Origin of the sequence: Streptomyces sp. NPDC058457 (genome assembly GCF_042720695.1) — a bacterium.
Classification (GTDB): Bacteria; Actinomycetota; Actinomycetes; order Streptomycetales; family Streptomycetaceae; genus Streptomyces.
In genome coordinates, this window is sequence record NZ_JBHXLU010000024.1 from 26,800 (window position 1) to 47,841 (window position 21,042).

Genomic DNA, 21,042 nt, shown 5'->3' on the forward strand with positions numbered 1-21,042 from the left:
CCATTGCACTGGATGCAACAGGCGTTGCTTTTCTTGCGCTGCCCCCTGGGTCCACGTCAAGGTGTGTCAGGTCCGGGGTGACTCACGACCTGAGGTGCGTGGCATGGGCAGTGATACGGAAGGGACACGCGGCGGCTGGAGCAGGCGCCGGTTCGTCGGTGCGTTGGCCGGCGCGGCCGCGGTGGTCGCGGTCCCGGCCCCGGCGGCACCGCCCGCGGAGCGGCCGCGCCGGGCGGCGCACCCGGCGGCGGCCACCCCGGCGAAGACTCCCTCGGCTCCCCGCCCGCTCTACCTCGGCACCTACACCTCCGTGGACGGCGGCGGCACCGGCATCGGCCTCGCCGCCTACGACCCGGCGACCGGCGAGATCACCGGCACCGGCACGCTCACAGGGGTTGCCGACCCGTCGTACCTGGCCGTCCATCCGAACGGCCGCACGCTGTACGCGGTGAACGAGCGCGCGGACGGGAGCGTGACCGCCGTACGCATGGCGGACCGGAGGATCCTGGGCAGCCGGAGCACGGGCGGGGCGGGCCCCTGTCACCTCTCGGTCCATCCCACCGGCCGCTGGCTGCTGAGCGCCAACTACACCTCGGGCAGTGTGGCCGTGCACCCGATCGACGCCGCCGGCGCCCTCGGCGAGCGCACGGCCCTGGTCACGCACTCCAGTCCGGCCCCCGGACCCGGCCAGCAGGGCCCGCACGCGCACCAGTTCATCACCAGCCCGGACGGCGGCCACGTCCTCGCCGTGGACCTGGGCACCGACACGGTCTACAGCTACCGCCTCGATCCGGCACAGGGCACGCTCACCGAGGTCGCCCAGGCGCACACGAAGCCGGGGGCGGGACCGCGCCATCTGACCTTCCACCCGGGCGGACGGTACGCGTACCTGGCCGACGAGGTGGGCGACACGGTCGCGGTCTGCTCCTACGACCCGGCCACCGGCCGGCTGTCGATCGGCGCGCCGCAGTCCACCGGCAGCGCCGCCGGCACCACCAACTACCCGGCCCAGGTCCTGGTCACCGCGGACGGCGCCTACGCCTATCTGGCCAACCGGGGTGACAACACGCTCGCGCGGTACGCGGTCGAGGCCGACGGGGCCCGGCTGCGGCTGCTGGACACAGTGCCGGTGCACGGGGACTTCCCACGGCAGATCGCCTTCTCCCCCGACGGCCGGCTGCTGTTCGCGGCGAACCAGCGGTCCGGCACCGTGAGCGTCTTCACCGTCGACCCGGACAGTGGTGAACTCCGGCTCGCGGGCGAGCCGTTCGCGTCACCGGTCGCCGTCTGCGCGCTGCCGCTGTAGCGTCCGCGGGCAGGAGGCGGCCGCGCTCGCCCGGGCCAGCAGCACGTGCATGCGCTCGGTGAGCTGGGCGACGTCGTCGGCGGGTGCGTGGAAGGCGAGCCGTACGTCGCCGTGGGCGCGGGTGCGTTCGATGCGCAGGGTCAGTCCGTGCCGGTCCACGGCCAGGGGCTGGACGCGGGTCGCGGCATACAGGCTCTCGGGCTCGACGAGCCGGGTGAGCCGCTCGACGGCGTCCGGGTGGGCGTCGGCCAGGTGGGTCAGCAGTCCGGCCTCGGCGCCGGCCAGCGGGTCCGGGCGGGCGGCGGCGAACTCGTCGAGGTCGACGACCACCGCGCCGGAGGGCCGGCGCAGCACCACGCGGGTGGGGTGGAAGACGAGGTGCTCGTCGACGGGGGCGAACCAGCCGGCCATCCAGAGCCGGGCCCGGATCCGGCCCCGCACCGGGACGGGCGCGACGTCGGCGAACTCCAGCACCGCGGACGGCTCGCCGCGCGGGGCGCAGATCGCGGCCGTGAGCAGGGCGCTGTCCTCGGGCACGTGCAGCAGCACCCGGCCGTCGTCGGCGACGGCGTGCGCGCCGACGTACTCCTCGCGTCCGCCGTCCGCGGTCACCATGCACGACCACGCGACGGCCAGCAGGGACCGGGCCTGCTCCGCCGCACCGGGTCCGGCCGCCCAGGCTGCCTGTTCGTCACCCATCCCGCATCCTCCTTAGGTAAGCCTCACCTAACCTATCGAAGATCGGAGGGTACGCCAAGCACGGAGCGCGTCACGCATGTGAAGAACAGGGCGAGGAAAGGAACCGGGGCGGTCAGGAGATGACGCCCAGCAGCGCCCGCGCGCAAAGGTCCCGTACCTGTTCCCGGGTCAGTTCCTCGGTGCGCAGCCACTCCAGGCAGACATGAGTGGTGAAGGCGAGCCAGCCGCGCACCGCAAGGCGGGTGTCGGGGCGCCGTTCGAGGGCGGGGCCGAACTCGGGGTCGCCCGCGAGGGCGGCGAGGATCTGGCGCTCCTGGGCGGCCTGGGCCTGCCGGTAGACGCGGCGCACGGCCTGGTCGCCGGAGGCCTCCGCGCGATGGAAGGCGCGGAAGCCGTGCGCGTGGGTCTGGACGTAGTCGAGGTAGACATCGAGGCCCGCGGCGAGCTGTTCGCGGGCGGGCACCCCGGGCTCGGCCGCGGTCATCCGCAGCATCCGCTCGCTCTCCCGCTCCACGACCGCCGCGAAGAAATCACGTTTCGTCGGAAAATAGTGGTACAGCAGACCTCGGGAGACACCCGCGATCTCGGCGACCTGCTCGATCCACACGTCGCCGTACGGGCTCTCCGAGAAGAGCTTCGCCCCGACCGAGAGGAGCTGCTCACGGCGCTCCGCGGTACTGAGTCTGCGGCGGCTGCGCTCACCCTGGTTCGGGACCATGTCCGCACTTTACTTGACGTGGGTTCAACAACGGGACGAGACTGAAACCGCCTATTGAACCCACGTACAACTAGCTCGACGTGCCGCAGCATCGAGGGAGATCGCGTCATGACGGAGACGGTCACACAGCCGGGGACGGGGCCGGGAAGCCCGCTGCCGAAGGGGTTCCGGGGTGCCGAGCAGGGCTGGCCGGAGCTGCACCGCATCCCGCACCCGCCGCGCCGGCTGCCGCTCCTCGGTGACGTCCTGGGCGTCGACCGGCGCACCCCGCTCCAGGACTCGATGCGGATCGGCGGGCAGCTGGGCCCGATCTTCCGGCGCAGGGCGTTCGGCAACGAGTTCGTGTTCGTGTGGGGTGCCGAACTGGCGGCCGACATGGCCGACGAGGCCCGGTTCGCCAAGCACGTGGGGCTCGGGGTGGCCAATCTCCGTCCGGTCGCCGGGGACGGCCTGTTCACGGCCTACAACCACGAGTCGAACTGGCAGCTGGCGCACGACGTCCTGGCCCCGGGCTTCAGCCGGGAGGCCATGGAGGGCTACCACGCGATGATGCTGGCGGTGGCCGGGCGGCTGAGCGACCACTGGGACCGCGAGCTGGCGGCCGGCCGCTGGGTGGACGTGCCCGGCGACATGACCAAGCTGACCCTGGAGACGATCGCCCGTACCGGCTTCGGGCACGACTTCGGCTCGTTCGAGCGGGACCGGCCGCACCCCTTCGTGACCTCGATGATCGGCACCCTCACCTATGCACAGCGCCTGAACAGCGTGCCGGCGCCGCTGGCCCCGCTGATGCTGCGGCAGGCCTCCCGGCGCAACGCGGCCGACATCGACCACCTCAACCGCACGGTCGACGACCTCGTCGCCGAGCGGCGCCGGACCGGCCGCGGGGAGGGCGACCTGCTCGACCGGATGCTGGAGACGTCCCATCCGGAGACCGGTGAGCGGCTGTCCGCCGAGAACGTACGACGGCAGGTGATCACCTTCCTGGTGGCCGGCCACGAGACCACCTCGGGCGCGCTCTCCTTCGCCCTGCACTATCTCGCCCTGCACCCGCAGATCGCCGCCCGAGCGGCCGCCGAGGTGGACCGCGTCTGGGGTGACACACCGACGCCGGGCTACGACCAGGTCGCCAAACTCCGTTATGTCCGCCGGGTCCTCGACGAGTCGCTGCGGCTGTGGCCGACGGCCCCCGCCTTCGCCCGCGAGGCCCGTGAGGACACCGTGCTGGCCGGGCGGCATCCGATGCGGCGGGGCGCCTGGGCGCTGGTGCTGACCCCGATGCTGCACCGGGACCCCGAGGTGTGGGGCCCGGACGCCGAGAGCTTCGACCCGGACCGGTTCGAGGCGAAGGCGGCCCGTGGCCGGGCTCCGCACACCTTCAAGCCGTTCGGCACCGGCGCGCGCGCCTGTATCGGCCGCCAGTTCGCCCTGCACGAGGCCACCCTGGTCCTCGGCCTGCTGCTGCGCCGCTACGCCCTCGGGGCCGACCCGGACTACCGGCTGCGGGTGACCGAGCGGCTCACGCTGATGCCGGAGGGGCTGCGGCTGCGGCTGGAGCGGCGCACCCCCGCCCCGGCGCCGGTGACCGTGCCGGAGGCGCCCGCGTCAGAGAGCGGCGGCGGCTGTCCAGTGCACCGGGCGGGTGACTGACGCCGGCAGGCGCGTCCCGGCGTTGCCCCGGGCCGCGTCGAGCTGGGGCTGGGTCAGGAAGAACGCGCCCGTGAGGTCCGCGTCGCGAAGGTCCGCGTTGCGCAGGTCGGCGCCGATCAGGTCCGCGTCCCGCAGATCGGCCCCGGTGAGGTCGGCGGCGATGAGGTAGGCGCCGCGCAGGCTCGCCCCGCGCAGGTCGGCGCCCCTGAGCCGGGCGCCCATCAGGTCGGCGCCCCGCCGGTCCTTCTTCCTGCCGCGCACCCCCGCCCGGGCCAGCTCGCTGGTCCGCAGCAGCAGCACGTTGACCTCCTGCCGATGGGCGGCCACGTCCAGAGCGGCCAGCTCTTCGGGCGTGCCGAGACTCAGTTGCCCGGTCTTCCGCAGCGCGGCGCGCAGCTCGGCGTGGACGGGGCGGGCGGCGGCCAGGCCCAGGGCCTCCGTCAGATACCAGAGCAGTTCGTGCAGCTGCCGTACGACCGGGAACGCGTCGAACATCCGGCGGGCGTCCTCCTCGGACCCGCCACGCCAGTCCCGGCCGCCGAAGGTGACCTGCGAGACCTTCTGCCCGGCGCCGAAGCAGTCGTAGACCGTGCAGCCGCCGAACCCCTTCTGCCGCAACTCGGCGTGGATACCGCAGCGGTGATCGCCGCCGAGGTTGCGGCAGGGCTTTCCGGCGGGCTTGTCGACCGCGAAGTCCGCCGAGGCGGTGAACGGCAGGGCGACACAGCACAGCCCGAAACAGCGGGCGCAGTCGCCGGTCAGCCGGGTCCGTTCGGATATCTGTTCTGGCACCCGGTCAGCCTACTGACCGGCGAGGACCTCCTCGTCCGCATTTCTCAGCCGGGCCGCGTCCGCCCCGGGCGGCCGGCCGAACTGCCGCCGGTACTCGCGGCTGAACTGGGAGGCGCTGTCGTAGCCGACCGCGTACCCCACGTCGGCCACGTCGTCGGTGCTGCTCATCAGGCGCAGCCGGGCCTCCTGGAGACGGATGTGCTTCTGGTACTGGATCGGGGTCATCGCGGTGACCGCGCGGAAGTACCGGTGGAACGGCGAGGCGCTCATCCCGGCGAGCCGCGCGAGGTCCTCGATGCGCAGCGGGTCGGTGTAGTGATCACGGATGAAGCGGACGGCCCGGCTGATCTGGGTGAGCCGGCTGTCGGCGAGCCCGATCTGCCGGACGAGCGCGCCCTGCTCGCCGGTGATCAGCCGCCAGAGGATCTCCCTCTCGATCATGGGGGCGAGGACGGGGATGTCGGCTGGCCGGTCGAGCAGCCGGACCATCCGGGCGGCGGCGCCGACGAGGTCGGCCGAGGCCGCACCGACGGCGAGCGCGGGCAGATCCGTACGGCGGCCCGCGCCGACAGCGCCGGCCGCGCCGGGGTCGGTGCGGCCGCCGCTGAAGCCGGTGCCGGTGCCGATCGTGCGGCGGCCGGTGCCGTCGGTACGTGGGCCGGTGCCGGACTCCAGGAGCAGTGCGGCGAGCCGGGCGGGGCGCAGGCGCAGGCCGAAGCCGAGGAAGGGGTGGTCGGGGGCGGCCCGGGTGCACTGGCCGGAGACCGGCAGGTCGACCGAGACGACGAGGTACTGGCCGGCCTCGTAGTCGTAGATCCGGCCGCCCAGCGTCAGCCGTTTCGCCCCCTGGGCGACCAGCGCGAGGACGGGGTCGGCGATGCCCGAGCGGGGGCCGGTGGGCCGCTCGGCGCGGGTCAGCATGAGGCCGTCGATCGCGGGGACGGCGTCGGCGTCGCGCGGGGCGTGCCGGTCGATCAGGGAGCGCAGTTCGTCGAGGGACACGCTCGATTCAAACGCCGGCGAGGGACCGGCCGCAACGCCCCGTCCGCGCACATCGACAGGATCGTGCAAGCCTCCGGCGCGATCGCCCTAACGTTCCCGCAGCTCAGGCTGGTTTGCTCGAAGAGCCGGCTCCCCGGCGACTTCCACCGCGACCTCCACGGAGCGTTTCATGTCACTCGACTCGTACGTCGGTCTCGGCCGGTCCGGGCTCAAGGTGAGCCCCTTCTGCCTCGGCGCGATGAACTTCGGCGAGGACGGCGGCTTCGGCTGCTCGGTCGAGGAGTCGGAGAAGATCCTCGGGACCTATCTCGACCTCGGCGGCAACTTCGTCGACACCGCGAACTTCTACACCAACGGCCACTCGGAGGCGATCCTCGGCGACTTCCTCGCCGCCCGCCCCGGCCGCCGCGACCGCCTGGTGCTGGCCACCAAGTTCTTCGGCAACCTGCACCTCGGCGACCCCAACGGCGGCGGCGCCGGCCGCAAGGCGATCGTCGGCCAGCTGGAGGACTCGCTGCGCAGGCTGCGCACCGACTACGTCGACCTGTACTGGCTGCACAACCACGACCGGTCCACCCCGGTCGAGGAGACCCTGCGCACGCTCGACGACCTGGTGACGGCCGGCAAGATCCGGTACGTCGGCTTCTCCGACACCCCGGCCTGGTTCACCGCCAAGGCCCACACCACGGCGCTGCTGCGCGGCTGGACGCCGGTGACCGCGCTGCAGATGGAGTACTCGCTGCTGGAGCGCACCATCGAGGGCGAGCTGATCCCGCTCGCGCAGGACGCCGGGATGGGGCTGCTGCCCTGGAGCCCGCTCAAGAACGGCTATCTCTCCGGGAAGTACCGCCGGGGTGGGTCCGCACCGGCCGACACGAAGCGGGCGGCCGTCCTCGGGCAGCCCTCCGCCGAGCAGTTCACCGTGATCGAGGCACTCGCCCAGGTCGCCGAGGAGACCGGCGCGAGCCCGGCCGCCGTGGCCCTGTCCTGGGTGCAGAACCGCCCCGGCGTCACCTCCACCCTGATCGGCCCGCGCACCCTCGCCCACCTGGAGGCCAGTGTCGCCGCCCTCGACGTCCGCCTGACACCGGAGCAGACGACCCGTCTCGACGAGGTGTCGGCCCCCGCCCTCGGCTTCCCCCATGACCTCAACCGCCGCGTCGGCACCATGCTCAAGTACGCGGGTGCCACGGTCGACGGGGTGCCGAGCGCGGTGTATCCGCCGCTGCTGGAGAGCACGGCCCGCTACTGATCAGGGGCCTGGCCGGGGTCCTCCTCGTCCGGTCGTACGTGGGTGAGCTTGGCCGGGTTGGTGACGACGTAGACGCCGGAGACCTGGTCGCCGTCCGGGGTGAGGTCCATGACCATCACCGCGTACGGGGAGTCGCCCGAGAACAGCACCGCCGCGTCGTCGCCGTTGACGCTGCGGTAGTGGACGTCCAGGTCCCCGGCGCGCCGGGAGGCGTAGCCGGCCAGCATGCGGGCGGCCTTCTCCCGGCCGTGGACCGGTCGCAGCCCGGCCCCCTGCCGGGCGCCTCCGCCGTCGATCCAGACCGTCACGTCCGGGGCGAGGATCTCCAGGAGCGCGTGCAGGTCGCCGCCGAGGGCGGCCGCGACGAACCGTTCGGTCGCCTCCCGCCGGACCCGGGGACGGGCCCGGTAGCGGGGGCGGCGGGCGTGCACATGGGCGCGGGCCCGGTGGGCGACCTGGCGGACGGCGGCGGGGCTGCGGTCGAGCATGCCGGCGATCTCGGTGTGGGGATAGCCGAACACCTCGTGGAGGACGAACACCGCCCGCTCCAGGGGGGTGAGGGTCTCCAGGACCACCAGCATCGCCAGCGAGACCGAGTCGTTGCGGACCGTACGGTCGGCGGTGTCCGGGGCGAGGCCGGCCGGGGCGTCGGTGACCAGGGGTTCGGGCAGCCAGGGGCCGACGTATGTCTCACGGCGGGAGGCGATGGCCGTCTGCCGGGCGAGCGCGTGGTTCACCGCGACGCGGACGAGATAGGCACGCGGGTTGCCGATCTCTGCCAGCGGTGCCCGGTGGTTCTTGCCGGACCAGGACAGCCAGGTCTCCTGGAGCACGTCCTCCGTGTCGGCGACGCTGCCGAGCATGTTGTAGACGACGGAGAACAGCAGCTCGCGGTGGTCGAGGAAGAGCCGCGTGGCAGCGTGCGCGGGGTCCGCCCCGTCCGGTGCCCGGCTCTCGCGGCGGTCGTCAGCCACCGAAGGCCTCCTTTCGGATGACGTCGAGAATGCCCGGCACGCCCTCCGTGGTGCGGACGTCGACGGCGGCGCCCACATGACGGTCGTCGGTGGCCTCCCGCAGCAGCGCGTTTCCCAGATCCGGGCGCGAGGTGAACCGGCCGGGCAGCCGCGAGGTGTCGACCCGGTAGTCGCTGACGGCGTCGGTGTCGAAGAGGCCGGCGGGGCGGACGATCGTCCACCGGTGACCGCTGTCCCGCACGATGTCCTCCATGCGCCGCATGTCCTCGTACACGGTGCGTCCGATCGTGCGCGCGATGAGCGGTTCGAGCACCTTGCGGAAGAAGAAGGTCTCACCGGGTGCCGCCACCCCGAAGAGCACGGTCGAGGAGACGCAGACCAGACGCCGGACGCCGTGCTCCGTCATGGCCTGTGCGATGTGGGTGATGCCCTCGGAGTACACGGTGACGGGTTTGCGGCCGTACGGCACCCCGAGCGTCGAGATCACCGCCTCCTGTCCGGCCACGGCGCGGGCCACTGCGGCGGGGTCCAGCACATCCGCGCCGGCCACCCGCAGCCCCGGGTCGCTCAGCGGGAACTCCGCGGGGCGGCGGGTGACGGCCGTGACCGCGTGCCCCGCGGCGAGCGCCTGCGCGGTGACCTGCCGTCCGGTGGGGCCGTTGGCCCCGAATACGACGAGTTTCATGTGCTTCCCCTCTCGGTCCTGCCCACTGAGAGGGGACCGACGGCACCGAATGTGACATCCCGCCCCTCGCCGAACCGCCGGCCGGAAACTCACCGCTGGGTTTCCGGCCCTGTGGGGGTCCTCTTCATCCGGCGGAAAACAAACTCGGCTACCACGGAGGCAGGAACCCGCAGGACAGGAGACGGACCATGTGCAGGCATCAGCCCCCGTGCCCCGGCACCGACCACCCCGGCCGCCATCCGGCCGTCGTCGTCTCGGCCCATCCCGAACAGGGCTGGAGCCTGCTGTGCGACGGCACGATCGTCTTCGACGACACCGGTGAACTCCTGCCCGACGGACAGACCGTGAGCCCCCGTCGGCCCCCGGCCACCGCCGTCTGAGTGGCTGTCAGTTCTCCTCTGCGGTGAGGTCCAGGCGGCCGAGCCGCTCGGGGTCGGCCAGGATGTACATCTCGGTGATCCGGCCGTCGGCGATGGTGACCGCCATGACGGAGAGCGGGCGCCCCTCGGGCGCGGTGACCATGCCGACCGTGCCGTTGACCAGCGCGAGCCGCGCCCAGCCCGCGAACTGCCGGAAGGTGAACGCCCCTTCGGCCACCGCCCGGGCACCGCGCACCACCTTGGACGCGGCCGCGCCACGCACCAGCGCCCCCGAGTCGACACGCAGCACCACATCGGGGTGGAGCACGGCGACCAGCGCCTCGAAGTCACCGCCCCGGGAGGCGGCCAGGAAGGCCTCCAGCACCTGGCGCTGCCGTCCGAGGTCGGGGTCGGCGGTGGGCGTCGCCCCCTGGACCCGGCGGCGGGCCCGGCTGGCCAACTGCCGGGTGGCCGCCGGACTGCGTTCCACGACGGGGGCGATGTCGTCGAAGGGCACCGCGAACATGTCGTGCAGCACGAACGCCAGCCGCTCGGCGGGCTCCAGCGTCTCCAGGACGATGAGGAGGGCGAGCCCGACGGAGTCCGCCTCCAGCACCTCCTGTTCGGGGTCGATGCCCGACAGCGGCCTGATCACCGGGTCCGGGACGAACGTCTCGTCGATCGGCTGCTCGCGGCGCGCCGTACGGGAGCGCAGCATGTCGAGGCAGACCCGGCCGACCACCGTGGTCAGCCAGCCCCCCAGGTTCCTGATCTCGTCCGCGTCGGTACGTCCGAGCCTGAGCCAGGCCTCCTGGACCGCGTCCTCGGCCTCGGCGAGCGAGCCGAGCATCCGGTAGGCCACCGCGCGCAGTTGGCCGCGGTGCTCCTGGAAACGGCCGGCCAGCAGTTCCGTGTCCATGTTCATGTCCCCCGTTCCTCCAGGGCCGCAGACTATGCGGACCCGCCGCACCCGCAACTTCTTTTACGGGACGTCACGCCTCGTCGCGGGCGAGCTTCAGCAGCCGGTCCAGGACCCTCGGCGCGCCGGTGCGCAGTCCGTCGTGCTCGAACTCGTCGGTGACCCAGGTGCGCAGGCCCCGGACGGCCCGTGCGGTCGCCAGCGAGTGGCCGGCGTCGACGTACATGTCGTCGTGGTAGACGGCGGCGGCAACCGGGACCTCGTTGGCGGCGAGGCGGGCCGGATCGTACAGCGGCTGCCAGTCGGTGCGGGCGGCGAGCAGCTCCGCCGCTTCCTTCAGCGGCCGCAGGGACGGGTCGGTCTCGAACATCCAGGGGTGCACGGTCTCGCCGGTGAACAGCACCGGGGCGTCGCCGGCGAGCGCCTTGGCCGCGTCGAACTGCGGGAACTCGGCGCGGACCCGCTCGGCCGCCCAGGCGGTGGGGCGGGCGTCCTGGCCGTAGATCGGCTCGTGGACCAGGGCGTACAGCGGGTTGCTCGCGTACGACAGCAGGCCCAGGACCTGCTCCTGGAAGGCGTCGGAGAGTTCGGGGCCGGACGGGGTGCGGACGAAGGCGTCCTCCAGGAGGAAGTGCAGCCGGTGGCTGCCGTCGCCGGTGCCCAGCATCAGGCCGAGGGACTGGAAGGCCTCGGCGGTGAGCCGGTAGCCGCCCGGCAGGACCACCTCGTGGTCGAGGAGGTGCTCGGCGATCCGCCGGACCCGCTCGACGTCCATCGGATAGCGGTCGTAGTGCGCGGCGACCTTGCGCTCGATGCGCGGGTAGGCGGCGCGGTAGACGTCGTCGGCGTGCGCGTCGAGGGACGGCAGGCCGCCGGTGATCACGGAGGTCCTGAGGCCCTCCGGGAAGAACGACAGGTACGTCATCGTGCAGAAACCGCCGAAGCTCTGGCCGAGGGTCGTCCACGGGGCACCCCCGGTGACCTGCGGACGGATCGCCTCGCAGTCCCGGACGATCGAGTCGGCGCGGAAGCGGGCCAGGTGGTCGGCCTGGGCGGCCGGGCCGCCGCGCAGGGGCAGCGTCTGCCGGTTGACCGGGGTGGAGCGGCCGGTGCCACGCTGGTCGAGCAGCAGTACGCGGTACTCCGCCAGGGCCCGGTCGAGCCAGGCCTGCCGCCCGACGAAACGATTCGCCCCGAAACCGGGACCACCCTGCAGATACAGCAGCCAGGGCAGCCCCTGGTCCGCCTTGTCGCTCGCGACCGCCTCCCGCGCGTACAGCTCGATGGTCTCACCGTCCGGCTCCGCGTGGTCGAGGGGGACGGTGAAGTGGCGGTCGGTGAGGACGACGCCGGGCTGGCGGTAGCTGAGGCTCAACGGTTCTCCCGGGACGGACGGATGGTCGCGCGCCCCAGTTCAGCACACGTCCGGGTCCGGTCCACCCCCGGGATCATGAAATCGTTACTGAATACCCGATCAGCGGGCGGCGAGGCTGGAGCGGCGTACCACCAGTTCCGGTTGGAGCACCACCCTGCGGTGCTCGTGCGGTGCCCGGCCCTCGCGGTCCTCGGTCTCCTCCAGGAGGAGGTCGGCGGCCATCGCCCCCATGGTGACGGCGGGCTGGCGGACCGAGGTCAGCGGTACGGCGGCCGCGGCGGCGAACTCGATGTCGTCGTAGCCGACGATGGCGAGGTCGTCCGGGACGACCACCCCGGCCGCGTACATGGCCTGGAGGACGCCGAGGGCCAGGAGGTCGTTGGCGCAGAACACGGCGGTGGGCCGGTCGGCGAGACCGAGGAGGCGGGCGCCCGCGTCCCGCCCGGCGGCCACGTCCAGCCGTTCGGTCGGCAGCTCGCGCAGCGCGTCGGGGCTGAGTCCCGCCTCGGCGAGGGCGTTCAGGGCGCCGGTGCGCCGGTCGCGGACCTGGTTGAGGCCGGGCGGGCCGCTGACGTACGCGATGGACCGGTGCCCGGCGTCGACGAGGTGGCGGACGGCCAGGGCGCCGCCGGCCACGTCGTCGACGCTGACCGAGCACTCGGTGGTGCCCTCGGCGACCCGGTCGACCAGGACGAAGGGAATGCCGTGCCGGCGGAAGGCCTCGATGTTGCGGCCGGTGGCGTCCGCCGGGGTGAGCAGGACGCCGCGCACCCGCTGCTCGGCGAAGAGCGCGAGGTAGTCGGCCTCCTCGCCGGCGTTCTGCGCGCTGTTGCAGACCATCACGCCGAGCCCGGCCTCCCGGGCCGCCCGTTCGGCGCCCCGGGCCACGTCCACGAAGAAGGGGTTGCCCATGTCGAGGACGAGCAGGCCCATGATCCGGCTGCGGCCCGCGCGCAGCTGGCGTGCGGACTCGCTGCGGACGTAGCCGAGCCGGTCGATCGCCGACTGCACCCGCGCCCGGGTCTCGCCGGCGACGGTGTCCGGACGGTTGATGACGTTCGAGACAGTGCCCACCGAGACTCCGGCGGCACGGGCGACGTCCTTGATACCCACCGACTGGGCCATCGGGAGAGACCTCCAGAAAACGTGGGCGGCGCCTTCACAGCACGGAAGGGCACATCGGGAAGGGCTTCACATTACGACATGACTCGCACACCGGTCCGGGTCAGGCGGGCAGGGCGAAGTCGACGACATGGAGCGCGGAGGGTGTCGTACCGCTCGATGTCTCCTGGTACATGAACGACAGCACGTTGTCGGCCTTGACGCGCATCTCGTCGATCACGACCTCCCCGAAGGCGTTCAGGTCGCTGCCGTCGTAGAGCAGTGCCCAGTCGGAGTACCCGGAGGCCTTGGACGCGCCGGCGATCCGGCCGTAGGGGAGGACGGCGTAGGCGTTGTCGTACTTGTCCAGGACCAGCTTGGTGCGCTGGCTGGAGTTCAGGGCGACCGGGATCTCGGTCTTCTGCCAGCTGCCGGCGGAGTTCTTGCGGACGTGGAAGGCGCGGCCGTTCGCGGTGCGGTCGGCGACGTAGTCGGTGGTGCACTGGCCGAAGCGGCCGGGGACGTAGCTGATGATCGCGTGCGGGAGGCCGGCGGAGTCGGTCCACTGGCTCTCCTGGTTCATCAGGGAGTGGTCGGGGTTGAGGGAGTCGACGACCAGCCCGGAGTCGGTGACGGCGACGGTGTCCGAGCTGCCGGTGGTGGCGACCAGGGTGCCGGCGTCGTTGCGCCAGGTGCGGCCGCGGTCCGTGGAGTAGACGTAGCCGGTGTCGTGGTTGGTGATGCCACCGCTGTTGCACATCACCGCGGCGCTCTGCTCGCGCCAGGTGAAGAAGGAGTGCAGTCGCCCGTTGACGTCGTAGTCGATGCCGTGCAGGTACATGTTGCGGGCGGTCGACGAGCCGTGCTCGCTCGTGTACGTCCCGGTGGAGCCGCTCCACTCCCCCAGCGCGGTCCAGCTCGAACCGTCGTACTCCGCGAGGGCGTTACGGCCGTTCCCGGAGATCCCCACCCGGTAGCTGAGCTGGAGCTTCCCCTCGGGTGTGGAGACGAACTGCGGGTAGGTGAACTGGGAGGTGAGCGACAGCCCGTCCAGAGAGGTCTGTACGGCGCCGAAGACGGCCGAAGTCCAGGATGTCGAGGCGGGGTTGTCGAGCAGCCCGGCGACCGACCTGACGTAGAAGAAGCCGTCGCTGTGCGAGTCCATGTTGATGTGGAGCCGGCCGTCGGTCTTCGACACGCCCATGGAGATGACGTTGTGCGAGTCACTGGACTTGAGCTGGTGGGCGAGGGTGACGGTCGACCACGACGACCCGCCCAGCACCCGGCGCCCGACCACCGCGTAGCCGGTCGAGGTGTACCAGCCGGCGTACTGGTAGCCCTTGTACGTGAACAGGCCGTTCTTCTGGAAGGAGTTGTTGTTGACCAGGCCGTCGTAGGAGACGAAGAAGACGGCCTGGGCGTCCAGTCGGGTGCTCTGCTGCTTGTTCACCGAGGGTCCTGGGTCGGCCGCGCGGGCGGTGCCGGCGGCGAGGGCGGGGGTGGCCACGGCTCCGACGAGGGCGGCGCCCAGCACGGTACGTCTTTTCACGAGCGGCTCCTGGGGGGGACGGGTCAGGTGAGGTGGAACACCTCGGTGAGCGGTTTCATCGCCTCGTCGGGCCGGGTGCCGTCGAGGGCTTCGAAGAAGGGGCCCATCTCGGCCTGCCAGTGGGCGTTGACCTCGGTGGCCTCCATACCGGCGCGGGCGGCCTCGAAGTCCTCGGTCTCCAGGTAGCCGACCAGCAGGCCGTCGTCGCGCAGGAAGAGCGAGTAGTTGTGCCAGCCGGTGGCGGAGAGCGCCTCGCGCATCTCCGGCCACACGGCGGCGTGGCGTTCGCGGTACTCGGCGAGGCGGTCCTGCCGGACCTTGAGGAGGAAACAGACGCGCTGCATGAAGTACCGCCCGGCTCCTAGAAGTTGAACTGGTCGATGTTCTTCGCGTCGAAGACGGTCGGCTTGCCTAGGTTGATCACGCCGTCCTTGCCGATGGTGTAGGTGGTGTCGCCGGCCTTGAAGGTCTCGCCCTCCTTGCCGGTGATCTGCCCGGAGACGAGCGCGACGGCGGTGCGGGCGGCGAGGTCGCCGAGCTTGGCCGGGTCCCACAGCTCAAAGGCGTCGACGGTGCCGTTCTTGACGTACTGGCGCATGTCGTTGGGCGTGCCGAGGCCGGTCAGCTTGACCTTGCCCTTGTACTTGGAGCCGGACAGGTACTGGGCGGCCGCCTTGATGCCGACGGTGGTCGGGGAGATGATCCCCTTGAGGTCCGGGAACTGCTGGAGCAGGCCCTGGGTCTGCTGGAAGGACTGCTGGGCGTCGTCGTTGCCGTAGGCGATCTTGACCAGCTTGACGTTCTTGTACTTCGGGTCCTTCAGCTCCTCTTTCATGTACCCGATCCAGGTGTTCTGGTTGGTCGCGGTCTGCGCGGCGGACAGGATCGCGATCTCGCCCTTGTAGCCGATCTGCTCGGCGAGCAGCTGCACTTCGGTACGGCCGAGGTCCTCGGCGCTGGCCTGCGAGACGAAGGCGTTGCGGCAGCCGGCGTTGGTGTCGGAGTCGTAGGTGACGACCTTGATGCCGTTGCTCATGGCCTGCTTGAGCGCGGTGCACAGGGCACCGGGGTCCTGGGCGGACACGGCCATCGCATTGACCTGCTGCTGGGTGAGCGTGTTGACGTAACTGACCTGCCCGGAGGTGTCGGTGGCGCTGGAGGGCCCGACCTCCTTGTACTTGGAGCCCAGTTCGGTGAGCGCCTTCTCACCGCCCTTGTCGGCGGAGGTGAAGTAGGGGTTGTTGACCTGCTTGGGCAGGAACCCGACGGTGAGGCCCTTCTTCAGCGCCGCGTTCGGGTCGGCCTTGGCGGTGGAGGTGGCGGCGGCCGACTCGTCGCTGCCGGAGTTGTTCTTGGTGGTACCGCCGCAGGCGGTGGCGGCGAGAGCGAGGGAGGAGACGGCGGCGAGGGTCACACAGGCACGCCGGAGGGACGACTTACGCATGACGGGTTCCTTTTTCAGTAACGGCTTTGGAAGCGCCCCCTCTTGGGGGCGCGGGGAACTGCGCGACCAGCCACACACGGCCCGCAGTGTTCAAACGGCCCTGGCAGCCCTCTGCCGAGCCAACGCGACCTGACGGGCCACCTTGGGCCCCAGCACCGAGACGACAAGCAACACACCGGTCACGACGATCTGAGACTGCGCGGACACATTCAGCAGACTCATCACGTTCTGCAACGCCCCGAGCAGGAACACCCCGGCGATCGCGCCGCCCAACGTGCCCTTGCCCCCGTCGAAGTCGATGCCCCCGAGCAACACCGCGGCCACAACGCTCAGTTCGAGCCCCGTCGCGTTGTCGTACCGCGCACTCGCGTAGTGCAGCGCCCAGAAGACCCCCGTCAGAGAGGCCATGAACCCGGTCGCCACGAACAGGATGAGCTTGTTGCGCTTGACGCGGATGCCCGCGAACCGCGCCGCCTCCTCGCTCGCCCCCACCGCGAACAGCGACCGCCCGAACGGCGTGGCGTGCAGCACCACCACGGCGATGACGAGCAGCACCAGGAACGGCAGGAAGGCCCGCGGCAGGAACGTGCCGCCCAGCCGCCCCGCCGCGAAGTCCAGGTACTGCGTGGGGAAGTCGGTCACCGCGTCGGAGCCGAGGACGATCTGCGCGATGCCCCGGTAGGCCGCGAGCGTGCCGATGGTGACGGCGAGCGAGGGCAGTCCCAGCCGGGTCACCAGCAGTCCGTTGACCAGCCCGCAGACCACCCCCAGCAGCAGGCACAGCGGGATGATCGTCTCGATGGCCATGCCCTCGTTCCAGAGCTTGCCCATGACGGCGCCCGAGAGCCCGGCGGTCGACGCGACCGAGAGGTCGATCTCACCGGCGACGACCAGCAGGGTCATCGGCAGGGCGATCAGCGCGATGGGCAGCGTGTTGCCGATCAGGAAGGACAGGTTGAGGGAGTTCCCGAAGCCGTCGACGAAGCCGAAGGACAGCAGCAGGAGGACGATCAGCAGCGCACCGACGACCGTGTCCCAGCGGACCGCGCGTGTCAGGGAGTCAGGCATGGCGGGCGTTCCTCTTCTTCAGGGCGGAGGCCACCCGCGACGCGACGATCCGGTCGACGGCGATGGCGAGCAGCAGCAGGAAGCCGTTGATGGCGAGGACCCACACGGAGCTGACCCCGAGGGCCGGCAGCACACTGTTGACGGAGGTGAGCAGCAGCGCGCCCAGCGCGGCGCCGTACACGCTCCCGGAGCCGCCGGTGAAGACCACGCCGCCGACCACCACGGCGCTCACGACGGTGAGTTCGTAGCCGTTGCCGGTGCTGGAGTCGACGTTCCCGAACCGGGCCAGGTACATGGCTCCGGCGAGCCCGGCGAGGGCGCCGCAGAAGGTGTAGGCGGTGAGGATCCGCCTGCGGACCGGGATGCCGGCCAGCCGTGCGGCCTCCGGGTTGGAGCCGAGGGCGTACAACTCCCGTCCGCTCCCGAAGTGTTTGAGGTAGTAGGCGGTGGCGACCAGGACCGCGAGGGCGATCAGGGCCAGCCAGGGGACGGCCGAGAGGCCGCCGGAGCCGAAGTCCACGAAGGAACCGGGCAGGTCGCCGGCCGTGATCTGCCGGGAGCCCACCCAGATGGAGTCGACGCCCCGGATGATGTACAGCGTGCCGAGGGTGACGACCAGCGCCGGGACCTGGCCGAGGCTGACGAGCAGCCCGTTGAGCAGTCCGCAGCCGATGCCGAGCAGCACGGCGAGCAGGATCGCGACGACCGTGCTGCCGCCGCCGTGCAGGTAGTCGCCGGCGGCGAAGGCGGTGATGCCGAGGGTGGAGCCGACGGACAGGTCGACGTTCCTCGTGATCACCACCAGGGACTGGCCGGTGGCGACCAGCACCAGGATGGTGGCGTTGAGCAGCAGGTCCTTGATGCCCTGTGCGGAGAGGAACTCGCTGTTGCCCGCCTGGGTGACCGCGATCATCACCAGGAAGACGGCCAGGATGGCGAGTTCGCGCATCTTGAAGACGCGGTCGACGAGCCGGGTCCCGGCGGACCCGGGCGTCTCGGCGACGGGGGTCTGTTCGGAGGTGGTCACCGTCATGCGGCGGCCCTCCCCGTGGCTGCGGCCATCACGGTTTCCTCGCTGGCTTCGGAGCGCGGGATCTCGGCGGTGATCCGGCCCTCGTGCATCACCAGCACGCGGTCGGCCATGCCGAGGATCTCGGGCAGGTCGGAGGAGATCATCAGGACGGCGACCCCGTCGGCGGCCAACTCGCCGAGGAGCCGGTGGACTTCGGCTTTGGTGCCGACGTCGATGCCACGGGTCGGCTCGTCGACGATCAGCACCTGCGGCCCGGTCGCGAGCCATTTGGCGAGGACGACCTTCTGCTGGTTGCCGCCGGAGAGGGTGGAGACGGCGTCGGCGATCCGGGCGTACTTCACCTGGAGCCGGACCGCCCAGTCGAGGGACCGGCTGCGCTCGGCGCCCCGGTCGACGAGGCCCGCCCTGGCGGTCGTACGCAGTCCGGTCAGGCCGATGTTCCGCTCGATGGACATGTCCATCACGAGGCCCTGGGCGCGGCGGTCCTCGGGGACGAGGGCGAGGCCCGCGGACATCGCGACGGAGGGTGCGCCGTTGGTCAGTCTCCGCCCCCTGACCTCGACTTCGCCGGCGTCCCAGCGGTCGACTCCGAACACGGCGCGGGCGACCTCGGTGCGGCCGGCGCCGACCAGTCCGGCGAGGCCGACGATCTCTCCGGACCGCACCTCGAAGGAGACGTCCGTGAAGACCCCTTCGCGGGTCAACCGCCGGACGCTCAGGGCGACTTCGCCGGGGCGGACGTCCTGCTTGGGGTACAGCTCGGCCAGGTCGCGCCCGACCATCCGGCGTACGAGGTCGTCCTCGGTCATGCCGTCGACGAACTCGCTGGCGATCCAGGCGCCGTCCCGGAGGGTGGTGACCCGCCGGCAGATCCGGAAGATCTCCTCAAGGCGGTGCGAGATGAAAAGCACCGCGGCTCCCTGGTCCCGCAGGGCGCGGACGACGCCGAAGAGGCGGGCGACCTCGCTGCCGGTCAGGGCCGCCGTCGGCTCGTCCATGATCAGGACCCGGGCGTCGAAGGAGAGCGCCTTGGCGATCTCGACGATCTGCTGGTCGGCGATGGACAGGCCGCGGGCGGGGCGGTCGGGGTCGAGGGCGACGCCGAGCCGCTTCATCAGGGCGGTGGTGGCCGCGCGGGTGGCCTTGTGGTCGATCCGGCCGAGGGCACGCCGGGGCTGCCGGCCCATGAAGATGTTCTCGGCGATCGACAGGTCGGGGAAGAGCGTGGGTTCCTGGTAGATCACGGCGATTCCGGCGTCGCGGGCGTCGCCGGGGCCATGGAAGACGACGGGCTCGCCGTCGAGCAGCACCTGGCCGGCGTCCGGTCGGTGCACTCCGGCAAGGGTCTTGATCAGCGTCGACTTGCCCGCGCCGTTCTCCCCGGCGAGGGCGTGCACCTCGCCGGGGAACAGCTCCAGGGAGACGTCCCGCAGGGCGCGTACGGCGCCGAAGGACTTGGAGACGTCCTTCAGAGCCAGCACCGGGGCCGGTCCCGTGTCGGACGGGTGGGTCATGGGGGCTCCTCGACGACACCGGCGAGACGGCACTGGCCGACCCCACCGCGTCGTGAAAGGTTTCAACTGGATTGCCGGGACCGTAGACACCACGGGCATGTCACGTCAATGGGTCCGTATCGAAAAAATTTCGATAGCCTAAGGTCACGGCGGAGTCACGGAAAACGGGGTTGGTCGGAACGCTTGACACCCCTGTCAGGGGCTCATACTTTGCGGTTCTGAATCGTTTCACCATTCAGTCGTTCCGGTCCCGCGTTCCGATCCGCGTTCCGATCCGCGTTCCGATCCCCGTTCCGATCCCCCAGGAGCCACGAAGTGACCGACCTCGCCGCGGTGAAGGCCGCGCTGAAGACCCAGGCCGTCGAAACGCCGTCGTGGGCGTACGGAAACTCGGGGACCCGTTTCAAGGTGTTCGCCCAGCAGGGCGTGCCGCGCTCGCCCAAGGAGAAGCTGGACGACGCCGCGCAGGTGCACGCCGTGACCGGGGTCGCGCCCACGGTCGCGTTGCACATCCCGTGGGACAGGGTGGACGGCTCCGACGGATACGCAGACCTGGCCAAGCACGCCGGGGAGCGGGGGCTGAAGCTGGGCGCGATCAACTCCAACACCTTCCAGGACGACGACTACCGCCTGGGCAGCATCTGCCACCCGGACGCGGCGGTGCGCCGCAAGGCCGTCGATCATCTGCTGGAGTGCGTCGACATCATGGACGCGACCGGGTCCGCGGACCTGAAGCTGTGGTTCGCCGACGGCACCAACTACCCCGGCCAGGACGACATCCGGGCGCGGCAGGACCGGCTTGCCGAGGGGCTTGCCGAGGTGTACGCCCGGCTGGGCGAGGGGCAGCGGATGCTGCTGGAGTACAAGCTCTTCGAGCCGTCCTTCTACACGACCGACGTCCCGGACTGGGGGACGGCCTACGCCCACTGCCTGAAGCTGGGACCGAAGGCGCAGGTCGTGGTCGACACCGGCCACCATGCGCCGGGCACCAACATCGAGTTCATCGTCGCCACGCTGCTGCGGGAGGGGAGGCTCGGCGGGTTCGACTTCAACTCGCGGTTCTACGCGGACGACGACCTCATGGTGGGGGCCGCGGATCCGTTCCAGCTGTTCCGGATCATGTACGAGGTGGCGCGTGGGGGCGGGTTCACCGCCGATGTGGCCTTCATGCTCGACCAGTGTCACAACATCGAGGCGAAGATCCCGGCGATCATCCGGTCGGTGATGAACGTGCAGGAGGCGACGGCGAAGGCGTTGCTGGTGGACCGGGGGGCGTTGGCGCAGGCGCAGGTTGCTGGGGATGTACTGGGGGCGAATGCGGTGCTGATGGATGCGTACGACACGGATGTACGGCCGTTGCTCAGGGAGGTGCGGGACGAGATGGGGTTGGACCCCGACCCTCTTGGGGCGTACCGCCGGTCCGGGTGGGCCGAGAAGATCGTTGCCGAACGGGTCGGGGGGCAGCAGGCGGGGTGGGGGGCGTAAGCGTCTGCGTTGACCAGTTGCGTCGCGGGCTGCGGGCCGGGTGTGGCTGGTCGCGCAGTTCCCCGCGCCCCTCAAGGGGCGCACTGTTCTCCTGCTCCTCCAAAAAGTTTAGGAAGT

The 21,042-nt window shown here is 71.3% G+C and carries 20 protein-coding genes; 5 read left to right on the forward strand and 15 right to left on the reverse strand.

The features are described 5' to 3' along the window. Positions 1–103: 103 nt before the first annotated feature. Positions 104–1,306, forward strand: a complete 1,203-nt coding sequence (locus ACFWPS_RS20465) for a lactonase family protein (protein WP_383707023.1) — start codon at positions 104–106, stop codon at positions 1,304–1,306. Here the strand turns inward: ACFWPS_RS20465 and ACFWPS_RS20470 are convergent. Both ACFWPS_RS20470 and ACFWPS_RS20475 read right to left on the reverse strand, forming a co-directional pair. Further along, a complete protein-coding gene (locus tag ACFWPS_RS20470) occupies positions 1,274–2,005 on the reverse strand; it encodes a DUF2470 domain-containing protein (RefSeq protein ID WP_383707025.1) in 732 nt (243 codons plus the stop codon). The genes ACFWPS_RS20465 and ACFWPS_RS20470 overlap by 33 nt on opposite strands. 112 nt (positions 2,006–2,117) lie before the next feature. Further along, the gene (locus tag ACFWPS_RS20475; protein ID WP_383707027.1) at positions 2,118–2,723 is read right to left on the reverse strand and encodes a TetR/AcrR family transcriptional regulator; all 606 of its coding nucleotides are present in this window, start codon (positions 2,721–2,723) and stop codon (positions 2,118–2,120) included. 108 nt (positions 2,724–2,831) lie between these two features. On the opposite strand from ACFWPS_RS20475, the gene ACFWPS_RS20480 reads away from it, so the two are divergent. Continuing rightward, on the forward strand, positions 2,832–4,373 hold the full coding sequence (locus ACFWPS_RS20480; protein ID WP_383707029.1) for a cytochrome P450: 1,542 nt from the start codon (positions 2,832–2,834) through the stop codon (positions 4,371–4,373). On the opposite strand, the gene ACFWPS_RS20485 is transcribed toward ACFWPS_RS20480, so the two are convergent. Further along, complete coding sequence (locus ACFWPS_RS20485; RefSeq protein WP_383707031.1) at positions 4,329–5,165, reverse strand: pentapeptide repeat-containing protein; 837 nt, start codon at positions 5,163–5,165, stop codon at positions 4,329–4,331. The two genes, ACFWPS_RS20480 and ACFWPS_RS20485, sit on opposite strands and share 45 nt — an antisense overlap. Before the next feature lie 9 nt (positions 5,166–5,174). Further along, positions 5,175–6,167, reverse strand: coding sequence for an AraC family transcriptional regulator N-terminal domain-containing protein (locus ACFWPS_RS20490; RefSeq protein WP_383707033.1), 993 nt, complete (start codon positions 6,165–6,167; stop codon positions 5,175–5,177). Positions 6,168–6,336: 169 nt separating this feature from the next. Here ACFWPS_RS20490 and ACFWPS_RS20495 point away from each other — a divergent pair, with 169 nt between their 5' ends. Continuing rightward, complete coding sequence (locus ACFWPS_RS20495) at positions 6,337–7,419, forward strand: aldo/keto reductase (RefSeq protein ID WP_383707035.1); 1,083 nt, start codon at positions 6,337–6,339, stop codon at positions 7,417–7,419. On the opposite strand, the gene sigJ (ACFWPS_RS20500) is transcribed toward ACFWPS_RS20495, so the two are convergent. Next, the gene (sigJ, locus tag ACFWPS_RS20500) at positions 7,413–8,393 is read right to left on the reverse strand and encodes an RNA polymerase sigma factor SigJ (protein ID WP_383707037.1); all 981 of its coding nucleotides are present in this window, start codon (positions 8,391–8,393) and stop codon (positions 7,413–7,415) included. The two genes, ACFWPS_RS20495 and sigJ (ACFWPS_RS20500), sit on opposite strands and share 7 nt — an antisense overlap. Then, complete coding sequence (locus ACFWPS_RS20505; protein ID WP_383707039.1) at positions 8,386–9,078, reverse strand: NAD(P)-dependent oxidoreductase; 693 nt, start codon at positions 9,076–9,078, stop codon at positions 8,386–8,388. Before ACFWPS_RS20505 ends, sigJ (ACFWPS_RS20500) begins: the two co-directional genes overlap by 8 nt. A gap of 188 nt (positions 9,079–9,266) precedes the next feature. Here ACFWPS_RS20505 and ACFWPS_RS20510 point away from each other — a divergent pair, with 188 nt between their 5' ends. Then, complete coding sequence (locus ACFWPS_RS20510) at positions 9,267–9,458, forward strand: DUF5999 family protein (RefSeq protein WP_383707041.1); 192 nt, start codon at positions 9,267–9,269, stop codon at positions 9,456–9,458. A 7-nt stretch (positions 9,459–9,465) separates the two neighbouring features. On the opposite strand, the gene sigJ (ACFWPS_RS20515) is transcribed toward ACFWPS_RS20510, so the two are convergent. From sigJ (ACFWPS_RS20515) to ACFWPS_RS20555, 9 genes are all read right to left on the reverse strand, one after another. Continuing rightward, complete coding sequence (gene sigJ / locus ACFWPS_RS20515) at positions 9,466–10,362, reverse strand: RNA polymerase sigma factor SigJ (protein WP_383707043.1); 897 nt, start codon at positions 10,360–10,362, stop codon at positions 9,466–9,468. A gap of 67 nt (positions 10,363–10,429) precedes the next feature. Next, positions 10,430–11,731 (reverse strand): alpha/beta fold hydrolase, encoded by a 1,302-nt coding sequence (locus tag ACFWPS_RS20520; RefSeq protein ID WP_383707045.1) that lies wholly within the window; start codon positions 11,729–11,731, stop codon positions 10,430–10,432. A 99-nt stretch (positions 11,732–11,830) separates the two neighbouring features. Then, positions 11,831–12,856 (reverse strand): LacI family DNA-binding transcriptional regulator, encoded by a 1,026-nt coding sequence (locus ACFWPS_RS20525; RefSeq protein WP_383707047.1) that lies wholly within the window; start codon positions 12,854–12,856, stop codon positions 11,831–11,833. A 100-nt stretch (positions 12,857–12,956) separates the two neighbouring features. After that, entirely contained in the window at positions 12,957–14,381 is a 1,425-nt protein-coding gene (locus ACFWPS_RS20530) for a BNR repeat-containing protein (protein ID WP_383707049.1), read from the reverse strand. 23 nt (positions 14,382–14,404) lie between these two features. Further along, positions 14,405–14,725: an L-rhamnose mutarotase gene (locus ACFWPS_RS20535; protein WP_383707051.1), complete on the reverse strand. Its 321-nt coding sequence runs from the start codon at positions 14,723–14,725 to the stop codon at positions 14,405–14,407. 17 nt (positions 14,726–14,742) lie between these two features. Beyond that, the gene (rhaS, locus tag ACFWPS_RS20540; protein WP_383707053.1) at positions 14,743–15,825 is read right to left on the reverse strand and encodes a rhamnose ABC transporter substrate-binding protein; all 1,083 of its coding nucleotides are present in this window, start codon (positions 15,823–15,825) and stop codon (positions 14,743–14,745) included. 90 nt (positions 15,826–15,915) lie between these two features. Beyond that, positions 15,916–16,893, reverse strand: a complete 978-nt coding sequence (locus ACFWPS_RS20545; protein WP_383707055.1) for an ABC transporter permease — start codon at positions 16,891–16,893, stop codon at positions 15,916–15,918. Next, positions 16,886–17,926 carry an ABC transporter permease gene (locus tag ACFWPS_RS20550; protein WP_383707057.1) on the reverse strand — a complete coding sequence of 347 codons (1,041 nt, stop codon included), beginning with the start codon at positions 17,924–17,926 and terminating at the stop codon, positions 16,886–16,888. Before ACFWPS_RS20550 ends, ACFWPS_RS20545 begins: the two co-directional genes overlap by 8 nt. Further along, entirely contained in the window at positions 17,923–19,440 is a 1,518-nt protein-coding gene (locus tag ACFWPS_RS20555) for a sugar ABC transporter ATP-binding protein (RefSeq protein ID WP_383707059.1), read from the reverse strand. The genes ACFWPS_RS20550 and ACFWPS_RS20555 overlap by 4 nt, the downstream gene beginning before the upstream one ends. A gap of 315 nt (positions 19,441–19,755) precedes the next feature. Between ACFWPS_RS20555 and rhaI the strand changes: the two genes are divergently transcribed. Beyond that, positions 19,756–20,925 (forward strand): L-rhamnose isomerase, encoded by a 1,170-nt coding sequence (gene rhaI / locus ACFWPS_RS20560; RefSeq protein WP_383707061.1) that lies wholly within the window; start codon positions 19,756–19,758, stop codon positions 20,923–20,925. Positions 20,926–21,042 lie beyond the last annotated feature (117 nt).